Raw genomic sequence first — 17,177 nt, 5'->3', positions numbered from 1 at the left:
CGTCTGGGGCGTCGGCGTCGCCGTCTACTTCGTCGCCGTCACGTACCGTACGAGCCTGGGCGTCGCCGGCATCGACGCCGCCGAGCGCTTCGACGTCGGCGCCTCCGCCCTGTCGGGCTTCTCCATCCTCCAACTCCTCGTCTACGCCGGGATGCAGATCCCCGTCGGCCTGCTCGTCGACCGGCTCGGCACGCGCCGGGTGCTGGCCATGGGCATCGTGCTGTACACGGCGGGGCAGTTCGGCTTCGCGCTCTCCGGCACGTACGGCGCGGCCCTCGGCTCCCGCGCGCTCCTCGGCTGCGGCGACGCGATGACGTTCATCAGCATCCTGCGGCTCGGCGCGCGCTGGTTCCCCGCCCGCCGCGGGCCGCTGATAGCGCAGCTCGCGGGGCTCGTCGGGATGGCGGGCAACCTGGTCTCGACGCTCCTGCTCTCCCGCATGCTCCAGGAGTTCGGCTGGACCCCGACGTTCGCGGGCAGCGCGGTGGCCGGCGCGGTCATGCTCGTCCTCGTCCTGCTCTTCCTGCGCGACCAGCCGAGGGACTACGTCCCGCCGCCCCCCGAGGACCACCACGGCGGCGGCATCCGCGCGCAGATAACCGGCGCCTGGCGCGAGCCGGGCACCCGGCTGGGCTTCTGGGTGCACTTCACCACCCAGTTCCCGGCGATGGTCTTCCTGCTGCTGTGGGGGCTGCCGTTCCTCGTCGAGGCCCAGGGCGCGAGCCGCGCGGAGGCCGGCCAACTGCTGACGCTGCTGGTGCTGTCCAACATGGCGGTCGGCCTGGTCTACGGCCAGCTCGTCGCCCGGCACCACGCGGCGCGGCTGCCGCTCGCGCTGGGCACGGTGGCGGTGACGGCGGTGGTGTGGGGCACGGTGCTGAGCTGGCCCGGGGCGCATGCGCCGCGGTGGCTGCTGGTGGTGCTGTGCTGCGTGCTGGGCGCGTGCGGCCCCGCGTCGATGATCGGCTTCGACTTCGCCCGCCCGGCGAACCCGCCGGAGCGGCTGGGCACGGCGTCCGGCATCGTCAACATGGGCGGCTTCACGGCGTCCATGACGACGCTGCTGGCGGTGGGTCTGCTGCTGGACGCCACGGGCGACAGCTACGGCGTCGCGTTCGCGAGCGTCTTCGTCCTGCAGATCCTGGGCACGACCCAGATCCTGCGCCTGCGCGGCCGGGCCCACCGCCGCGAACGCGAACGCCTGGTGGCGAGCCGCGTCTCGGCCGTGCACGTACCGGCGTGAGGCACCGGCTGCGCGGGTGGAGGGCCGGCTAGTCGGTCGCGACCTCCGTGGGGACGTCGGCCGCCTGGTTGGCCTGCGGGGCCGGGGCCGGGGTCGGCGTGGCCTCGTGGAAGCCCGCAGGGCCCGAGGTCGCGTCGGGGACGGACTCCGGCGGAGCACCCTTCTCGATCATGGAGCCGAGGCCCACCACCGCCGCCACGTCCGGGCGTTCCGCGATGTGCACGGGCAGGCCCACCGACGTACGCAGCATCGTCTCCAGGCCCGGCATCGTCGCGCTCTCGCCCGCCAGCACGATCCCGCGGTCCCCGATGTCCGCCACCAGGTCCGGCGGGCAGCGCCGCAGCACCGAGCGGATCCCGTCCAGCACCGCCAGCATCGGCACCCCCGCGGCCTGCCCCACCGCCGCCGGGTCGACCTGCACCGTACGCGGGCGGCCCGAGACCACGTCGCGGCCCAGCACGTCCAGCATCATCGCGCCCTGCGCGCCGGCGAGCGACAGCTCGCGGTGCACCTGGCTGACGGTGTGGCTGCGCAGCATCACCTCGTGGTTGATGCGCAGGTGCTCCACCAGCGCCCGGTCCACGGCCTGCCCGCCCACCGGCACCTTCTCGGCGGCGACGACGTTCCCCAGCGACAGCACGGCGATCTGCGTCATCGCCGCACCGCACACCACGATCAGCGTGCCCTCCGCCGCCGGCACCGGCAGCCCGCAGCCCACCGCCGTGGCGATGAGGGTGTCGACGAGGACGACCCGCTTCGCGCCCAGCCCCGCCAGCGTGTCGATCATGGCGCGCTGCGTCAGCGGCTCGGCGTCGTGCGGGGTGCACGCCGCGGCCCGCAGCGCGGGGTGGAAGCGCCAGGATCTGCGGACCCTGGCGTGGATGAGGTGGCGCAGCATGCGCTGGGCCATCTCGATGTCGGTGATGCCGTTCGGCCCCACGGGCCGGGCGACCTGGATGTGTGCGGGGGTGCGCCCGGTCATCGCCTCGGCCTGCCCGCCGACGGCCACCAGGGCGCCGGTACGGGAGTTGATGGCGACGGCGCTCGGCTCGTCCACGACGAGGCCGATGCCCTTGAGGTAGACGCGGGTGCGGGAGGCCCCGATGTCGACGGCGACGCTGCAACGGAGAAGCTGTTCCTGGCTGATGCTCACATGATCAGCCTGGGGTGGCGGGGCGCGGGGCGCCCGCCGGGCTGTGCCGGTCGGATGAGCGCTGCCCCCTTACGGGTGAGGGACGACCGCCATCCGTCAGCCCGTCAGCCCGTCAGTCCGTCAGTCCGTCAGTCCGTCACCGTGAAGTGCCGCAGGACCGCCTCCGCCAGCTTCGCGTCGCCCTCCACCTTCACCCGGTCCACCGCCGCTGCCGCCCGCAGCCGGCCCGTCGCCAGCCGCAGGTACGTCTCCCAGTCCGTCGTCAGCGTCACCGTCGGCCCGAGCGAGACGCTGCCGTCGATGGACCCGCGGCCGTCCTCCCCGACCCGTACCGTGCGCATGAACTCCAGCGGGCCCGTCACGTCCACGACCACGATCGACCCCGGCCGCGCCCCCGCGTGCTCGGCGACCACCCGTGGCAGCCGCGCCAGCAGCTCGTCCCGCGTGACGTGGGCGCCGGGCGAGTCGATGTTCCCCGGCTTGCCGAGCGCGCGGCGGATGTCCTGCTCGTGCACCCAGATGTCGAAGGCGCGGTAGCGCGTCAGCTCGGCGAGCGTCATCTCGCTGCCGAACGCCCCGCGCATCTTGGCGTCCGGCGCCCGCTTCTCGTCGCGGATCTGGCGCCGGCGGCGGATCAGCGTGTATTCGAGGTCGGCGGTCATCTCCGGCGCGGTGTGGTGGCGGCGGGTGTCGACCTGCACCTCGACGTAGCGCGCCTTCTCGCTCGTGACGTGCACGAGGTCGGCCGGCAGGTTGTGGATGGGCCGCGGGTCGCCGAGTGCCTCGCACTCCGCGCCGATGATGTGGGAGACGACATCCCGTACGGACCACCCCGGCAGTCCGCTTCGACCGCTCCACTCGCCCTCGGAGAGCGGTGCCACGAGTTCGGATATGGCCTCGGCCGAGTGGGCCCAGGCATCGATGGACGGCTGGAGGCTGGAGTGGACGGTCACACTGCCCCTTACGGGATCGTTCGCGAGATGCACGGCAGGCCCTAAGTTACGCTGCGCACGGGTGCCCCGGCAGTGCTTTCGGGTGACGATTATGCGGTGAGGCAGACGACTTGGGGTTCTAGGTGGTGGTACAGTGCGCGCTTCTCTGATCCAGTTCCGGGCGGATCCGGATGAAGACATCGAAAGCCGACGGGTCCGGGCCGCGGCGCTCGTACGCGCCGAGGAGGGCTCCGGGCTGGTGGTGCTGCCGGAGCTGTGGCACGTGGGCGCGTTCGCGTTCGACGACTTCGCGGCCCGCGCGGAGACCCTCGACGGGCCCACGGCGGCGGCGATGGCGGCGGCGGCCCGGGACGCGGGCGTGTGGCTGCACGCGGGGTCGGTCGTGGAGCGGGACGCCTCGGGCACGCTGTTCAACACGAGCCTGCTCTACGCGCCGGACGGCGCGCTGGCGCGCACGTACCGCAAGATCCACCGCTTCGGCTTCGACCGCGGCGAGGCGGTCCTCATGGGCGCGGGCGACGAGGTCGTCACCGCGGCCCTCGCCGACACCGTCGTGGGCCTCGCCACCTGCTACGACCTGCGCTTCCCCGAGCTGTTCCGGGCGCTGGCCGACGAGGGCGCGCAGACCTTCGTCCTCCCGGCCGGCTGGCCCGCGAGGCGCCGCGCGCACTGGCGGCTGCTGGCGCAGGCGCGGGCGGTGGAGAACCAGGCGTACGTCCTTGCCTGCGGCACGGCGGGGACGACCGGCGGGGTGGTGCAGGCGGGGCACAGCATGATCGTGGACCCGTGGGGCGAGATCCTCGCGGAGGCGGGTGAGGACGAGGAGGTCCTGCGGGCGGAGCTGGATCCGGCGCGGGTGGCGCGGACGCGGGAGGAGTTCCCGGCGCTGCGGGACCGGGTGCTGGGGCGTCCGTAGGACCGGGGCGGGCAGCGCGCGGCCGGCCGGGCACCGCGCCCGGGAATGGCCGCGGCAGCGGTGTGGTTGGCTCTGCTCATGGCGAAACGTGCCCGGGTCCGGGCTCCCGAGCTGGTCGGCAGGGGCGGCTGGCTGAACACCGGCGGGGCGGAGCTGAGCCTCGCCGCGCTGCGCGGCCGCGTCGTGATCCTGGATTTCTGGACGTTCTGCTGCATCAACTGCCTGCACGTCATGGACGAGTTGCGCGAGCTGGAGGAGAAGCACCGGGACACGGTGGTCGTCGTCGGCGTGCACTCGCCGAAGTTCGTGCACGAGGCGGAGCACGCGGCGGTCGTGGACGCGGTCGAGCGCTACGGCGTGCACCACCCGGTGCTGGACGACCCGGAGCTGGCGACGTGGAAGCAGTACGCGGTGCGGGCGTGGCCGACGCTGGTGGTGATCGACCCGGAGGGGTACGTCGTCGCGCAGCACGCGGGGGAGGGGCACGTACACGCCATCGAGCGGCTGGTCGCGGAGCTGGAGGCGGAGCACGCGGCGAAGGGGACGCTGCGGCGGGGGGACACCCCGTACCTGCCGCCGGAGCCGGTGGCGACGCACCTGCGGTTCCCCGGGAAGGCGCTGCGGCTGCCGTCGGGCAACCTGCTCGTCTCGGACACGACGCGGCACCGGCTGGTGGAGCTGGAGCCGGACGGCGAGACGGTGGTGCGGACGATCGGGACCGGGGAGCGGGGGTTCGTGGACGGCGCGGCCCCGCGCTTCAATGAGCCGCAGGGGCTGGCGCTGCTGCCGCCGGGGGCGGCGCGGGGGGCCGAACCGGTCGCGGTGGCGGACACCGTGAACCACGCGGTCAGGGCCGTCGACCTCGCCACCGGGTCGGTGACGACGCTGGCGGGGACCGGGCGGCAGTGGTGGCAGGGCTCGCCGGTGTCGGGGCCGGGGCGGGACGTCGCCCTGTCGTCGCCGTGGGACGTGGCGTGGTTCGACGGCCTGCTGTGGATCGCCATGGCGGGCGTCCACCAACTGTGGACGTACGACCCGGAGACCGGGACGGTACGGGCGGCGGCCGGCACGACGAACGAGGGGCTGCTCGACGGGCCCGCGGACGAGGCGTGGTTCGCGCAGCCGTCGGGTCTCGCGGCGGCGGACGGGCGGTTGTGGATCGCGGACTCGGAGACGTCGGCGCTGCGCTGGCTGGAGCCGGGCGGCGGGCCGGAGCAGCGGCAGGAGCGGCGGGCGCGGGTCCACACGGCGGTCGGCACCGGGCTCTTCGACTTCGGCCACCGCGACGGCCCGGCCGGCGAGGCGCTGCTCCAGCACCCGTTGGGCGTCACGGCACTGCCGGACGGCTCGGTGGCGGTCTCGGACACGTACAACCACGCCCTGCGCCGCTACGACCCGGCCACCGGCGAGGTGACCACCCTGGCGACGGACCTGCGGGAGCCGTCGGACGCGGTGGTGGACGGCGACGAGATCGTGGTCGTCGAGTCCGCCCGCCACCGCCTGACCCGCCTCCGGCTGCCGGAGGAGGCGGTCCGCGTCCCGCCCGTGGCGCACCGCACGCAACGGGCGGCGACGGACGTGGCGCCGGGCACCCTGTCGCTGGACGTCGTCTTCCGCCCCCCGCCGGGCCAGAAACTCGACACCCGCTACGGCCCGGCCACACGCCTCCTGGTGAGCGCCACCCCGCCGTCGCTGCTCGCGGCGGGCGAGGGCCCGGGCACGGACCTGACGCGGGAGGTGGCCCTGTCGCCGGACGGCCCGGCGGAGGGGGTGCTGCACGTCTCGGCGATGGCGGCGAGCTGCGACGACGACCCGTCGGTGGAGTACCCGGCGTGCCACGTACACCAGCAGGACTGGGGCGTCCCGATCCGCGTCACGGAGTCGGGAGCGAGGCGGCTGCCGCTGATCCTGGCGGGGCTGGACGAGGGGGAGGAAAAGGAAGAGGAAGTCCCTTAGTGGAGAAACGACCCTGCATCGGTGCAGGTCAGATACGCTGGGCCGGATGAGTGAGACCGACGAGCTTCGTCGCCGTGTGGAGACCCTGGAGGCCCGCGTGGACGCCGTCCACGACCGGATGACGCAGACCCATGCGATGGTCGCCATAAACGATCGGGATATGGCGGACCTGAAGCTCGAAATGCGCGCGCATCGGAAGGTGCTGGAGGCATTGCGCGAGACGCAGCTGGAGCAGAGCGAGCGGATCGACGCGCTTGACACGAAGATGACCAACGGCTTCGCTACCGTCTTGGCCGCCGTCCAGGCCCTCGCCGAGCGCCTCCCCGAGGAGCCCGCCTCCTAGGCCCTGTCTGACAAATCCCGCCTGCGTCGCGACGTCTGGCACGCACGCTCGCTGCGTTGTCGGGATCGACCGAATAGGCCCACTATGCGGTCGACCCTCCGCCTTGCGATCGCACGCACCAGACGCCGCGACGCCCGCCCAGAGGGCGGACGGCGCTATTTGTCAGACAGGGCCTAGTCCCCCGGGATGCCGAACCAGCGCAGGAGGATCGGCCGTGCGCCCGGGGCCGCGTCCTCGGGGGTGTGGCGGTACTTGGCCAGGAGCTTCAGGTAGTCGTCGTGGAAGGCGTCCAGCTGCTCCTTCGTCAGGTGGCTCAGCCCGCGTGACCCCCGCAGCCACCCCTCCTCCGACTCCTCCTTCTGCCCCGCCGCGAACCGCCGCGCCAGCTCCAGGTCCTCCGCCCCGCGCAGCCGGTCCAGTTCCGCGATGACCGCCCGCTCCCCCGCCGTGACGTCGTCCATCGGCGGGCGGCGGATGTCCAGTCCCGGCACGCCGCGCCACCAGCGCTCGCGGCCCGCCGACCGCTCCGGGATGTCCTCGATGAGGCCGCCGCGCTCCAGCATGCGCAGGTGGTAGCTGAGCGTCCCGGTGTTCTCGTCCAGCGCCGCCGCGAGCGTCGTCGACGTCGCCGGGCCGTGCACCGAGAGGTGGCGCAGGATGCGCAGCCGCAGCGGGTGCGCGAGCGCTTTGAGCGCTTCCGGGCTGCTGGCCTTGCTCCTGTCCTCCGTCATGGCCGCCAGTTTATCCACAGGTTCCTCTGCAGAGCTTTCTTTGCAGAGAAAACTCTGTAATGCTGCGGTCATGACGAAGAACTGGAACCGCCGGTCGTGCGGACCGGGCGCCGCCCGCCTCGCGGCCACCGCGCTCACCGCCCTGCTCGCCGTCCTCACCGCCGGCGCCGCCCCCGCCTCCGCGGCGCCCGGCCCGCCCGGGTCGGACTTCGACTTCGGCGCCTGCCCGGCGGTGGACGAGCTGCCCGAGGGCGCCGATTCCGGGACCTGGCGCTGCGAGGTGATGCACGCGACGGGGAGGCTGCGGGTCGGCGGTGTGGACGAGCCCATAGACCGGCCGATGACGCTGACGTTCGCGGAGGGCCGGGTCGACGGCGAGTTCGCCCAGGTCTTCGGCGAGATGACCGCCGAGCCGATCCGGGTCGGGGGCACGCCGCTGACGCTCACGCCGCAGTACGGGGGCTACAGCGACTTCGAAGCCGACGACGTACGCCGCGGCGAGCTGGACCTGACCCTCGCGGTCGGCGGCCCGCTGCTGCCGAAGGGCTGCTCCATAGGCGCGGCGGCCACGGAGCCGGTCCACCTCGTGCTGAAGGACACCCGCCCCACGGAGGTGATATCCGAGGACCCGCTGGTGGTCTCCTTCGCCGCCGCGGACACGGAGTTCACCGCCCCGCGCACCGGCGGCTGCGGACGCCTGGGCGGCCGGATCCTGGACCGGGTGCTGGATCTGCCGGCTCCGGCGGGGGAGAACCGGCTCGAACTCGACGCCACGGTGGCCATCAGGCCGTACGCGTAACGCCCCGCGGGCGGCGCCCGGTGCGAAGCCGCGCACGCACCGGCCGCCCGCACCCACGCCGACGACTGAGCCCCGCCCGCGCGTCTTGGAGCCCTCTCACCGCCCGACCCCCGAAGCCTGACCCCCGAAGCCCGGACCCCGAAGCCGGAAGCCCGAAGCAGGCCCGAAGCCCGAAAGGAGGCCCGCCAGGCTCACTCCGTCAGGAACGCCGCCAGCGCGGCGGCCAGCAGGTGCGGGTCCTCCGCGCCGCACAGCTCCCGCGCCGAGTGCATCGAGAGGATGGCCACCCCGATGTCCACGGTCGTGATCCCGTGGCGGGCCGCCGTGATGGGTCCGATGGTCGTGCCGCAGGGCATCGCGTTGTGGGAGACGAACGTCTGCCAGGGCACCCCGGCCCGCTCGCAGGCGGTGGCGAGGATGCCGCGGCCGGCGCCGTCCGTGGCGTAGCGCTGGTTGACGTTGACCTTGAGGATCGGGCCCGCGTTCGGCATCGGGTGGTGGCCCGGCTCGTGCCGCTCGGGGTAGTTCGGGTGTACGGCGTGGCCGGTGTCGGAGGAGAGGCAGACGGAGCCGGCCAGGGCGCGGGCGGTGTCGTCGTACGAGCCGCCGCGGGCGGCGACGGTGCGGCGCAGGACGGTGCCGAGGAGCGGGCCCTCCGCGCCGGTGTCGGACTGGCTGCCGGTCTCCTCGTGGTCGAAGGCGGCCAGCACGGGGATCGTGGTCGGCGGGGTGGCGTCTGCCGCTGCGGCGGTGAGGGCGGCGACGCCGGCGTGTACGGAGAGGAGGTTGTCCATGCGCGGGCCCGCGAGCAGTTCGCGGTCGCGGCCGAGGTAGGCGGGTGGTTCGACGCTGTGCACCATCAGGTCCCAGCCGATGACGTCGCCCGGCGCGACCCCGGCCTCCGCGGCCAGGAACTCGACGAGGTCGCCCTCGCGTACGGGGCCGAGGCCCCAGATCGGCGTCGCGTGGCGCTGCTTGTCGAGCTTCAGGCCGTCGGAGACGACGCCCCGGTCGAGGTGGATGGCGAGCTGGGGTACGCGCAGCAGCGGCCGGTCGACGTTGACCAGCCGCACCTCCCCGCCGCCCGGCCCCTGGGCACCTCCGCCCGCGTCCGCGCCCGTATCCGTGCCGGTATCCGTGCCGGTGCCGGTACCCGCGCCCGCGTCCGTCGCGCCCGGCCGCAGCGTCAGCCGGCCCGCCAGCCCCAGGTCCCGGTCCAGCCAGCTGTTCAGCAGCGGCCCGCCGTAGACCTCGACCGCGATCTGCCGCCAGCCGTGCGCGCCGGTGTCCGGCACCGGCTTGACCCGCAGGTTGGGCGAGTCCGTGTGGGCGCCGACGATGTGGAACGGCGTCTCGGGGGCGCTGCCCTCGGGCACGTACCAGGCGATGAGCGCGCCGCCGCGCAGCACGTAGCGGCCGCCGGCCGTGGCGTCCCAGGCGTCGGTCTCCCGGAGCTGGGTGAACCCGGCCTTCTCCAGCCGCCGGGCGGCCTCCGCCACGGCGTGGTACGGCGTGGGGGAGGCGGTGAGGTACCCGGCGAGGTCGTCGGTGTGGCTGCGGTCGAACCGGGGCGGAGAAGCAGAGGTCATGAGCAAAGCCTAAGACGTGAGTGAGAAGCGGAATCGAGCCATTGCCTTCGCCGAATCGTTGTCTTACGTTCTTCCGGGTGCGAGTCGCCTGTTGCCAGTGAGGCGCCGGTTGTCCGCACGGGGGGGGGAGTGACGGGCAGGGACGGTATGGCAGGAAGGGTGGCAGAGGCCCCATGGGAGTCGTGAACACGGGCATCAAGCGCAGAGCTCGGCTGCTGGGCGAGGCGCTCAGGCCGCCGCGGCAGTTGACGGGTCCGGGCGTGGAGGCGAACTCCGCGGCCCAGGTGGCGCCGGATGCCGCGACGCCGCAGAAGGCTCCGGAGAAGGCCGCGCCGAAGGGCCCGCGCCCGCCGAAGAAGACGGTCGCCCCGGACTACGGAGTGGACGCCATGCCGCGGCAGGTCGAGGCGCCGGTCTTCGTGCTCGCGCCGGTGCGCTCCGGCTCCACCCTGCTGCGCATGCTGCTCAACAGCCACTCCCGGATACGCGCCCCGCACGAGCTGCACCTGCGCACCCTCGGCGTGGAGCTGACGCCCGGCTTCTCCGACCAGTCCATGCTCGAACTGGGCCTGGACAAGGTGGAGCTGGAGCACGTGCTGTGGGACCGGGTGCTGCACCTGGAGCTGGAGCGCAGCGGCAAGGACGTCGTCGTCGACAAGACCCCGGGCAACGTGTGGGCCTGGGAGCGGCTGGCGCACGCCTGGCCGAAGGCGAAGTTCCTGTTCCTGCTGCGCCATCCCGAGGGCGTCGTCAGCTCGTTGGAGAACCGCAAGTCCAACACCTCCACCCGCGCGCAGAACGAGGCGAACGCGCTGAAGTACTTCGAGCCGCTGGAGCGGGCCCGCGCCGCGCTCGACGGCCACACCCTCACGTACGAGGACCTGACCTCCGACCCGGAGCGGGTCATGCGGGGCGTGTGCGCGTACCTGGAGGTGGAGTTCGAGGAGTCGATGCTGGAGTACGGCGAGCAGGACCACGGCCGGCTCCGGCCCAACCTCGGCGACCGCAGCGACAACATAAAGTCCGGCCGGATCCAGGCGGCCCGCACCTTCGGGGAGGGGGCCGCCGAGCTGTCGCCGGAGATGGCGGAGTACGCCGCCGCCTGGGGGTACGAGGACTGACCCGGCCCCGTACGGGCCCCTTCGCCCCGTACGGGCCGTCTCACCCCGCCCGGAGAGCCCACCGGGGTCCGGATCCGGCGCCTTCGTCGTCGTCGAAGAGGCGTCGTGTCCGGACCCCGGGGCCCGACTGGGAACCGCGTCCGCCGCGGAGCGCGGTACGCCGCGGGGCGCGGCCTGGCGTCCGCGTCAGAACGCGGCCTCGTCCAGCTCCATCAGCGACTGGTCCGTGCTCTCCGCCAGCGACCGCTGCATCGCGACCCCCGGCAGCACGTTCCGGGCGAAGAAGGTCGCCGCCGCGATCTTCCCCCGGTAGAACGCCACGTCCTTCGCCGCGGCTGTCGGCAGCTTCTCGGCTGCCACCGCGGCGCCCTTGAGCAGCAGGTACGCGATCACGACGTCGCCGGAGGCGAGCAGCAGGCGGGTGGTGTTGAGCCCCACCTTGTAGATGGACTTCACGTCCTTCTCGGTGGCGGCCAGGTCGGTCAGCATCAACCCGACGATGGCCTCCAGGTCCACCGCCGCCCCGGCCAACTCGTCGCGCGCCGCGGCCAACTGCTCCCCGCCGACCGCCTCGGCCAGGAACTTCTTGATCTCCTCGGCCAGCGAGGTCAGCGCCTGCCCCTGGTTGCGGACGATCTTCCGGAAGAAGTAGTCCTGCCCCTGGATGGCGGTGGTGCCCTCGTAGAGCGTGTCGATCTTCGCGTCCCGGATGTACTGCTCGATCGGGTACTCCTGCAGATAGCCGGAGCCGCCGAAGGTCTGCAGCGACTGGGCGAGCTGCTCGTACGACTTCTCCGACCCGTACCCCTTGACGATGGGCAGCAGCAGGTCGTTCAGCGCGTGCTGCGCGGAGGTGTCCTCGCCCGCGGCCTCGCGGACCTGGATGGTGTCCTGCACGGAGGCGGTGTAGAGGACGAGGGCGCGCATGCCCTCGGCGTACGCCTTCTGCGTCATCAGCGAGCGGCGCACGTCCGGGTGGTGCGTGATGGACACGCGCGGCGCGGTCTTGTCGGTGAACTGCGCCAGATCCGGGCCCTGGACGCGCTCCTTGGCGTACTCCAGCGCGTTGAGGTAGCCCGTCGAGAGGGTCGCGATGGCCTTGGTGCCGACCATCATCCGCGCAAACTCGATGATCTTGAACATCTGGCGGATGCCGTCGTGCTTCCCGCCGAGCAGCCAGCCCTTCGCCGGGGTCCCCGCGGGAGAGGAGGTGCCGAAGGTCAGCTCGCAGGTGTTGGAGACCTTCAGGCCCATCTTGTGCTCGACGTTGGTGGCGTACACGCCGTTGCGCTCGCCCAGCTCGCCGGTCTCCCAGTCGAAGTCGTACTTCGGTACGACGAACAGGCTCAGCCCCTTCGTGCCGGGCCCGGCGCCCTCCGGGCGGGCCAGCACGAAGTGCACGATGTTCTCCGACATGTCGTGCTCGCCGGAGGTGATGAAGCGCTTCACGCCCTCGATGTGCCACGTGCCGTCCGGCTGCTCCAGCGCCTTCGCCCGCCCGGCGCCCACGTCGGAGCCGGCGTCCGGCTCGGTGAGGACCATCGTGGAGCCCCAGCGCCGCTCCACCATCAGCCGCGCGACCTGGCGCTGCTCCTCGGTGCCCTCGTCGTAGAGCACGCCCGCGAAGGCCGGCCCGGAGGCGTACATCCACACGGCAGGGTTCGCGCCCAGCACCATCTCGGCGTACGCCCAGATCAGCGACGACGGCGTCGGCGTGCCGCCGATCTCCTCGGGCAGGCCCAGGCGCCACCACTCGGCGTCCATGTAGGTGTCGTACGACTTCTTGAAGGCCGCCGGAACGGGGGCGGTGCCGGTCTCCGGGTCGAAGACCGGCGGGTTGCGGTCGCCGTCGGCGAAGGACTCTGCCAGGTCGTTCTCGGCCAGCCGGGCGATCTCGGTGAGGACGCTCCGCGCGGTCTCGGTGTCCATGTCCTCGAAGGGGCCCGTGCCGTAGACGTCGCCGCGGCCCAGCACCTCGAAGAGGTTGAACTCGATGTCCCGGAGGTTCGACTTGTAGTGGCCCATGCGCAGGCTCCGTATCAGGCAAAAGGGATCAGCGACCACCCATGATGCTACCCGTCAGTAATAAAACGCAACCCTCCTCTTGTCACATCCGTCCGACTGGCGGAGTCCCCACCCGTACGCCCGGGACGCGGCTAGGCTTGAAAACATGTACGGCTACGACCAGTCCGCCGGTTACGGCGCCCCCCAGGGCCACCCCCAGGCGCCCCCGCCGGGGCACCCCCAGGGGCACCAGTACGCCGCGCCGCCCCCCGGGCCGTACGACCAGCCCGCCCCCGGCTACGCCGAGCAGCCCCTCTACCCCGAGCCGTCCCAGCCCGCCCCGCCGTCCCTCGCGGACGCGGTCAAGGCGTTCACGGGCGGTGCCATCGGCTCCGAGGACTTCCAGCAGATCTTCGCCACCTCCAAGATCTACTGCCCCCGCGGCGACAACCCCGGCTTCCTCGCCCTGCACAACACCCAGCAGCCGGTGATCCCGCTCTTCAGCTCGCTGAAGGAGCTGCGCCGGTACGCGGGCCGGGAGTCGAAGTACTTCACGGTCACCGGCGCGGAGGTCATCGACCTGCTGCCCACGGGGTACGGCTTCGTGCTGGACATCGAGGGCGACCACCGGATGGTCGTGGACGCGAAGGCGGTCGAGGAGATGGTCGACTTCGCGATGCGCCGGATGTACGGCTGAGCGCGGGAATGGGACGGCGCCCGGAAGTCGTTTAGCCCTCAACCACCTGAGGGCGGACCCACCGAGGAGACCCCATGCCTGCAGTCACCACCGACAACCCGCTGCTCCTCCCCCGCGTCTCCCCGCCCCCGCCCACCGCCGAGGCCCGCCGGGTGCACACCGTCAGCACCGCGCCGCAGGGCTACGAGGGCGAGGGCTTCCCGGTCCGCCGCGCGTTCGCGGGCATCGACTACGCCCGCCTCGACCCGTTCATCATGATGGACCAGATGGGGGAGGTCGACTACGAGGCCGGGGAGCCGAAGGGAACGGCCTGGCACCCGCACCGCGGCTTCGAGACCGTGACGTACATCATCGACGGCACGTTCGTGCACCGGGACTCCCACGGAGGCGGCGGGGTCATCACGAACGGCGACACCCAGTGGATGACCGCCGGCAGCGGCCTCCTGCACATCGAGACCCCGCCGGAGGAGCTGGTCCTCAGCGGCGGCCTCTTCCACGGCCTGCAGCTCTGGGTGAACCTGCCGCGCGAGAGCAAGATGATCCCGCCGAAGTACCAGGACCTCCGCGGCCGGAACGTGAAGCTCCTCACCTCCCCCGACGGCGGCGCCCTCCTCCGCCTGATCGCCGGCGACCTGGAGGGCCACGCGGGCCCCGGCGCGACGCACACCCCCATCACCATGATCCACGCCTCCGTCACCCCCGGCGCCGAGGTGACACTCCCCTGGCGCGCGGACTTCAACGCCCTCGCCTACGCCCTCGCCGGCAGCGGCACGGCAGGCGCCGAGGCCCGCCCCTTCGGCACGGGCCAGGCGGTGGTCTTCGGCCACGGCGAGTCGCTGACGCTCCGCGCGGACGCCGCGCAGGACTCGCGCAGCGCGAACTTCGAGGTCGTCCTGCTGGGCGGCCTGCCGATCAGGGAGCCGATGATGCAGTACGGCCCGTTCGTGATGAACACCCACGTGGAACTGGCCCAGGCATTCGACGACTTCAAGTCCGGCCGCCTCGGCACCATCCCCGCGGACGCGCTCTGACCCCGCCGCACGACCGACGCCGCCCCGCGGTGCGGGTGTGTTGCGCACGGGATGAGGGTGGCGGAGGGTGAGGGGGTGGAGGGTGCCGTGGGTGAGTATGCGGAGCTGCGCGGGGTGCGGAGCTGGTACGAGGCCGAGGGGGCAGGGGAGCCGCTCGTGCTGCTGCACGGCGGGTTCTGCACCGCCGAGACCTGGGGCGCGCAGCGGAAGGAGCTGGCCGGTGCGTACCGGGTGTTCCTGCCCGAGCGGCGCGCGCACGGGCACACCCCCGACGTCGCGGGGCCGCTGACGTACGCGGACATGGCCGGCGACACCGTCGCCTTCCTGGAGACCGTCGTCGGCGGGCCCGCGCACCTGGTCGGGTGGAGCGACGGCGGCATCGTCGCGATGCTCGTCGCGATCGCGCGGCCCGACCTCGTGCGCAAGGCCGTGCTGATGGGGGCCAGCTTCCGGCCCGCCGGCGAGTGCTTCGCCGAGCCGGCCATGCTCGACTCGATGACGGCGGACGGGGACGACCTCGCGTTCTTCCGCGGGCTGTACGAGGCCGTCAGCCCCGACGGCCCGGAGCACTGGCCCGCGGTGGTCGACAAGGTCATCGAGATGTGGCGTACGGAGCCCACGCTCACCGAGGACGACCTGGGCCGGATCGCCGCCCCCACGCTCGTGCTGGTCGGCGACGACGACCTGATGACGCTGGAGCACACCACCGCGCTCTACCGCGCCATCCCGCGCAGCCGGCTGGCGGTCGTGCCCGGGGCGTCCCACGTGGTGCCGCTGGAGCAGGCGGGGCTGGTCAACCGGCTCGTCCTGGAGCACCTCGCGCTCGACGAGGTCGAGACGATGCTGCCCGTACGGCGGGCGCAGGCGAACCCGGGCGGCTGACCGCTACGGGGCCGGCCAGTCCTCCTCGTGGAACTCGCACCAGATCTCCTTGCCGTCGCCCTTCGGCTCCGTACCCCACTCGCCCGACAGCTCCTGGAGCAGGAACAGCCCGCGGCCCGAGGAGGACAGCTCGCCCGGGTGGCGCAGGTGGGGGAGGCCCGTGTCGGCGTCGCCGACGCTGACGCGCAGGGTGCGGTTGCCGCGGGGGCCGGTGACGTCGGCGCTGATGTCGGCGTCGCTGTCGGTGTGCAGGAGGACGTTGGCGACGAGTTCGGAGAGGACCAGCTCGGCGGAGTCGACCTGGGCGGGGGTGGACCAGTCGAAGAGCATGGCGCGGAGTTCGTGGCGGGCGTCCGCGGTGCGCTGCTGCTCCGCCTGGGGGACGGTGAGGTGCATGTGGCGGCCCGTGGCGGGGGCGGCGCCCGGCTCGCCCTCCCGCGGGGGCTGGTCGCGGCGGAGGAGGACGAGCGCGATGTCGTCCTCGCGGCGCTCCGCGTGCGGGCCCGGGGTGGCGTGGGAGTGGGGGCCGCTGACGGCGTCGATGAGCGCGTCCGCCAGCGTCTCCAGGTCGTCGCCGACGTGCCCGGCGAAGACCCGGCGCAGCCGGTCGCGGCCGGTCTCCAGGTCGTGTCCGCCGGTCTCGATGAGCCCGTCGCTGCACAGCAGCATCAGCTCGCCCGGCTCCAGGACCAGTCGGGTGACGGGGTAGTCCGGGTCCTCGACGACACCGAGGGGCAGGCCGCCCTCGGTGGGGCGGACGAGGAGGGTGCCGTCGCCGATGCCCATCGCCGGGTCGAGGTGGCCGGCGCGGGCGATGTAGAGGGTGCCGGCTGCCGGGTCGGCCTTGATGTAGAGGCAGGTGGCGAAGCGGGGGTCGGCGTCCTCGGGCGGGGAGTCGCCTTCGAGGCCCTCGCGGTGGTTGAGCTGGGTGAGGAAGTGCGAGGCGCGGGTGAGTACGGCGTCGGGGTGGTGGCCTTCCGAGGCGTACGCGCGGATGGCGATCCGCAGCTGGCTCATCAGCCCGGCGGCGCGGACGTCGTGGCCCTGGACGTCGCCGATGACCACCGCCGTCTTGCCGGACGGCAGCGTGATGACGTCGTACCAGTCGCCGCCGATCTCCAGCCCGCCGCCGGTCGGCACGTAGCGGGCGGCGACGGTCATGCCCGGCGTCGGCGGCACCTCCTCCGGCATCAGGCTGCGCTGGAGCCCGGCGGACAGCTCGCGCTCGGACTCGTGCACGTGCGCGCGGGACAGCGCCTGCGCCAGCATGCGCGCCACGGTGGTGAGCACGGAGCGCTCGTCGGGCGTGAAGGGCGCGGGGTGGGAGAAGGCCGCCAGCCACACGCCGATGACCCGGCCGGCCACGATCAGCGGCACGTACGCCCATGAGCGCCGGCCCAGCCGGCCCGCGAGCCGCCACGCCTCGGGGAAGCGGCGGCGGTACTCCTCGCGGCCCGCGATGTAGATGGCGCGGCCGGTGCGGACGGCGACGGAGCCGGGGTAGTCGGATTCGAGGGGGATGTCGTTGAAGGGCTCCTCGTCCTCGGGGCGGTAGCCGTGCTGGCCGATGACGGTGAGGTGGTCGCCCTCGACGCCGAAGACGGCCATGCCGTCGGGCGAGAAGCCGGGCATCGACAGGGACGCGGCGACGCGCAGCACCTGGTCGGTGCCGCGGGACTCGGCGAGCGCGCGGCCGGCGTCGAGCAGGAACGCCTCGCGGGACAGCCGCCAGTCGCTGGTCAGCGGCGAGGGCGGGGAG

The 17,177-nt window shown here is 73.0% G+C and carries 15 protein-coding genes; 9 read left to right on the top strand and 6 right to left on the bottom strand.

The window, feature by feature from the left end; translation table 11 throughout:
- Positions 1–1,243 (top strand): MFS transporter (locus H5J30_RS04465; protein ID WP_181785838.1); only part of this gene is annotated, 1,243 nt, incomplete at its 5' end.
- A gap of 28 nt (positions 1,244–1,271) precedes the next feature.
- Here H5J30_RS04465 and H5J30_RS04460 read toward each other — a convergent pair.
- Together H5J30_RS04460 and H5J30_RS04455 are read right to left on the bottom strand one after the other, a co-directional pair.
- Positions 1,272–2,396, bottom strand: coding sequence for a rod shape-determining protein (locus H5J30_RS04460; protein WP_181785837.1), 1,125 nt, complete (start codon positions 2,394–2,396; stop codon positions 1,272–1,274).
- 128 nt (positions 2,397–2,524) lie between these two features.
- The gene (locus H5J30_RS04455) at positions 2,525–3,349 is read right to left on the bottom strand and encodes a maleylpyruvate isomerase family mycothiol-dependent enzyme (protein ID WP_181785836.1); all 825 of its coding nucleotides are present in this window, start codon (positions 3,347–3,349) and stop codon (positions 2,525–2,527) included.
- 133 nt (positions 3,350–3,482) lie between these two features.
- On the opposite strand from H5J30_RS04455, the gene H5J30_RS04450 reads away from it, so the two are divergent.
- From H5J30_RS04450 to H5J30_RS04440, 3 genes are all read left to right on the top strand, one after another.
- Complete coding sequence (locus tag H5J30_RS04450) at positions 3,483–4,265, top strand: carbon-nitrogen family hydrolase (RefSeq protein ID WP_181785835.1); 783 nt, start codon at positions 3,483–3,485, stop codon at positions 4,263–4,265.
- Between the two features lie 78 nt (positions 4,266–4,343).
- Entirely contained in the window at positions 4,344–6,221 is a 1,878-nt protein-coding gene (locus H5J30_RS04445; RefSeq protein WP_181785834.1) for an NHL domain-containing thioredoxin family protein, read from the top strand.
- 46 nt (positions 6,222–6,267) lie between these two features.
- Positions 6,268–6,564, top strand: a complete 297-nt coding sequence (locus tag H5J30_RS04440) for a hypothetical protein (RefSeq protein ID WP_181785833.1) — start codon at positions 6,268–6,270, stop codon at positions 6,562–6,564.
- Between the two features lie 173 nt (positions 6,565–6,737).
- On the opposite strand, the gene H5J30_RS04435 is transcribed toward H5J30_RS04440, so the two are convergent.
- A complete protein-coding gene (locus H5J30_RS04435; protein WP_181785832.1) occupies positions 6,738–7,295 on the bottom strand; it encodes an ArsR/SmtB family transcription factor in 558 nt (185 codons plus the stop codon).
- A 70-nt stretch (positions 7,296–7,365) separates the two neighbouring features.
- Between H5J30_RS04435 and H5J30_RS04430 the strand changes: the two genes are divergently transcribed.
- Positions 7,366–8,094, top strand: coding sequence for a hypothetical protein (locus H5J30_RS04430; RefSeq protein WP_181785831.1), 729 nt, complete (start codon positions 7,366–7,368; stop codon positions 8,092–8,094).
- 191 nt (positions 8,095–8,285) lie between these two features.
- Here the strand turns inward: H5J30_RS04430 and H5J30_RS04425 are convergent, their stop codons facing one another.
- Positions 8,286–9,683: a M18 family aminopeptidase gene (locus H5J30_RS04425; RefSeq protein ID WP_181785830.1), complete on the bottom strand. Its 1,398-nt coding sequence runs from the start codon at positions 9,681–9,683 to the stop codon at positions 8,286–8,288.
- A 173-nt stretch (positions 9,684–9,856) separates the two neighbouring features.
- Between H5J30_RS04425 and H5J30_RS04420 the strand changes: the two genes are divergently transcribed.
- The gene (locus H5J30_RS04420) at positions 9,857–10,804 is read left to right on the top strand and encodes a sulfotransferase family protein (RefSeq protein WP_181785829.1); all 948 of its coding nucleotides are present in this window, start codon (positions 9,857–9,859) and stop codon (positions 10,802–10,804) included.
- A gap of 186 nt (positions 10,805–10,990) precedes the next feature.
- On the opposite strand, the gene H5J30_RS04415 is transcribed toward H5J30_RS04420, so the two are convergent.
- Positions 10,991–12,829, bottom strand: a complete 1,839-nt coding sequence (locus tag H5J30_RS04415) for an acyl-CoA dehydrogenase (protein ID WP_181785828.1) — start codon at positions 12,827–12,829, stop codon at positions 10,991–10,993.
- A gap of 145 nt (positions 12,830–12,974) precedes the next feature.
- On the opposite strand from H5J30_RS04415, the gene H5J30_RS04410 reads away from it, so the two are divergent.
- The 3 genes from H5J30_RS04410 to H5J30_RS04400 all read left to right on the top strand — a co-directional run bounded on the left by H5J30_RS04410 (position 12,975) and on the right by H5J30_RS04400 (position 15,418).
- On the top strand, positions 12,975–13,505 hold the full coding sequence (locus tag H5J30_RS04410) for an SseB family protein (RefSeq protein WP_027745069.1): 531 nt from the start codon (positions 12,975–12,977) through the stop codon (positions 13,503–13,505).
- Between the two features lie 74 nt (positions 13,506–13,579).
- Positions 13,580–14,536 (top strand): pirin family protein, encoded by a 957-nt coding sequence (locus tag H5J30_RS04405; RefSeq protein ID WP_181785827.1) that lies wholly within the window; start codon positions 13,580–13,582, stop codon positions 14,534–14,536.
- 87 nt (positions 14,537–14,623) lie between these two features.
- Positions 14,624–15,418, top strand: a complete 795-nt coding sequence (locus tag H5J30_RS04400) for an alpha/beta fold hydrolase (protein WP_181785826.1) — start codon at positions 14,624–14,626, stop codon at positions 15,416–15,418.
- Positions 15,419–15,421: 3 nt separating this feature from the next.
- Here H5J30_RS04400 and H5J30_RS04395 read toward each other — a convergent pair.
- Positions 15,422–17,177, bottom strand: a 1,756-nt coding sequence (locus H5J30_RS04395) for an ATP-binding SpoIIE family protein phosphatase (protein ID WP_181785825.1), incomplete at its 5' end; no start/stop codon positions are given.

The sequence above is a fragment of the Streptomyces phytophilus genome (assembly GCF_013870535.1).
Lineage (GTDB): Bacteria > Actinomycetota > Actinomycetes > Streptomycetales > Streptomycetaceae > Streptomyces > Streptomyces phytophilus.
This window is presented reverse-complemented; position numbering and strand designations above follow the sequence as displayed.

Excerpts from the sequence above, each read along its gene's own strand:
- H5J30_RS04445 (WP_181785834.1), top strand. The coding sequence starts at position 4,344 with ATGGCGAAACGTGCCCGGGTCCGGGCTCCCGAGCTGGTCGGCAGGGGC.
- H5J30_RS04440 (WP_181785833.1), top strand. The coding sequence starts at position 6,268 with ATGAGTGAGACCGACGAGCTTCGTCGCCGTGTGGAGACCCTGGAGGCC.
- H5J30_RS04435 (WP_181785832.1), bottom strand. The coding sequence starts at position 7,295 with ATGACGGAGGACAGGAGCAAGGCCAGCAGCCCGGAAGCGCTCAAAGCG.
- H5J30_RS04430 (WP_181785831.1), top strand. The coding sequence starts at position 7,366 with ATGACGAAGAACTGGAACCGCCGGTCGTGCGGACCGGGCGCCGCCCGC.
- H5J30_RS04425 (WP_181785830.1), bottom strand. The coding sequence starts at position 9,683 with ATGACCTCTGCTTCTCCGCCCCGGTTCGACCGCAGCCACACCGACGAC.
- H5J30_RS04420 (WP_181785829.1), top strand. The coding sequence starts at position 9,857 with ATGGGAGTCGTGAACACGGGCATCAAGCGCAGAGCTCGGCTGCTGGGC.
- H5J30_RS04415 (WP_181785828.1), bottom strand. The coding sequence starts at position 12,829 with ATGGGCCACTACAAGTCGAACCTCCGGGACATCGAGTTCAACCTCTTC.
- H5J30_RS04410 (WP_027745069.1), top strand. The coding sequence starts at position 12,975 with ATGTACGGCTACGACCAGTCCGCCGGTTACGGCGCCCCCCAGGGCCAC.
- H5J30_RS04405 (WP_181785827.1), top strand. The coding sequence starts at position 13,580 with ATGCCTGCAGTCACCACCGACAACCCGCTGCTCCTCCCCCGCGTCTCC.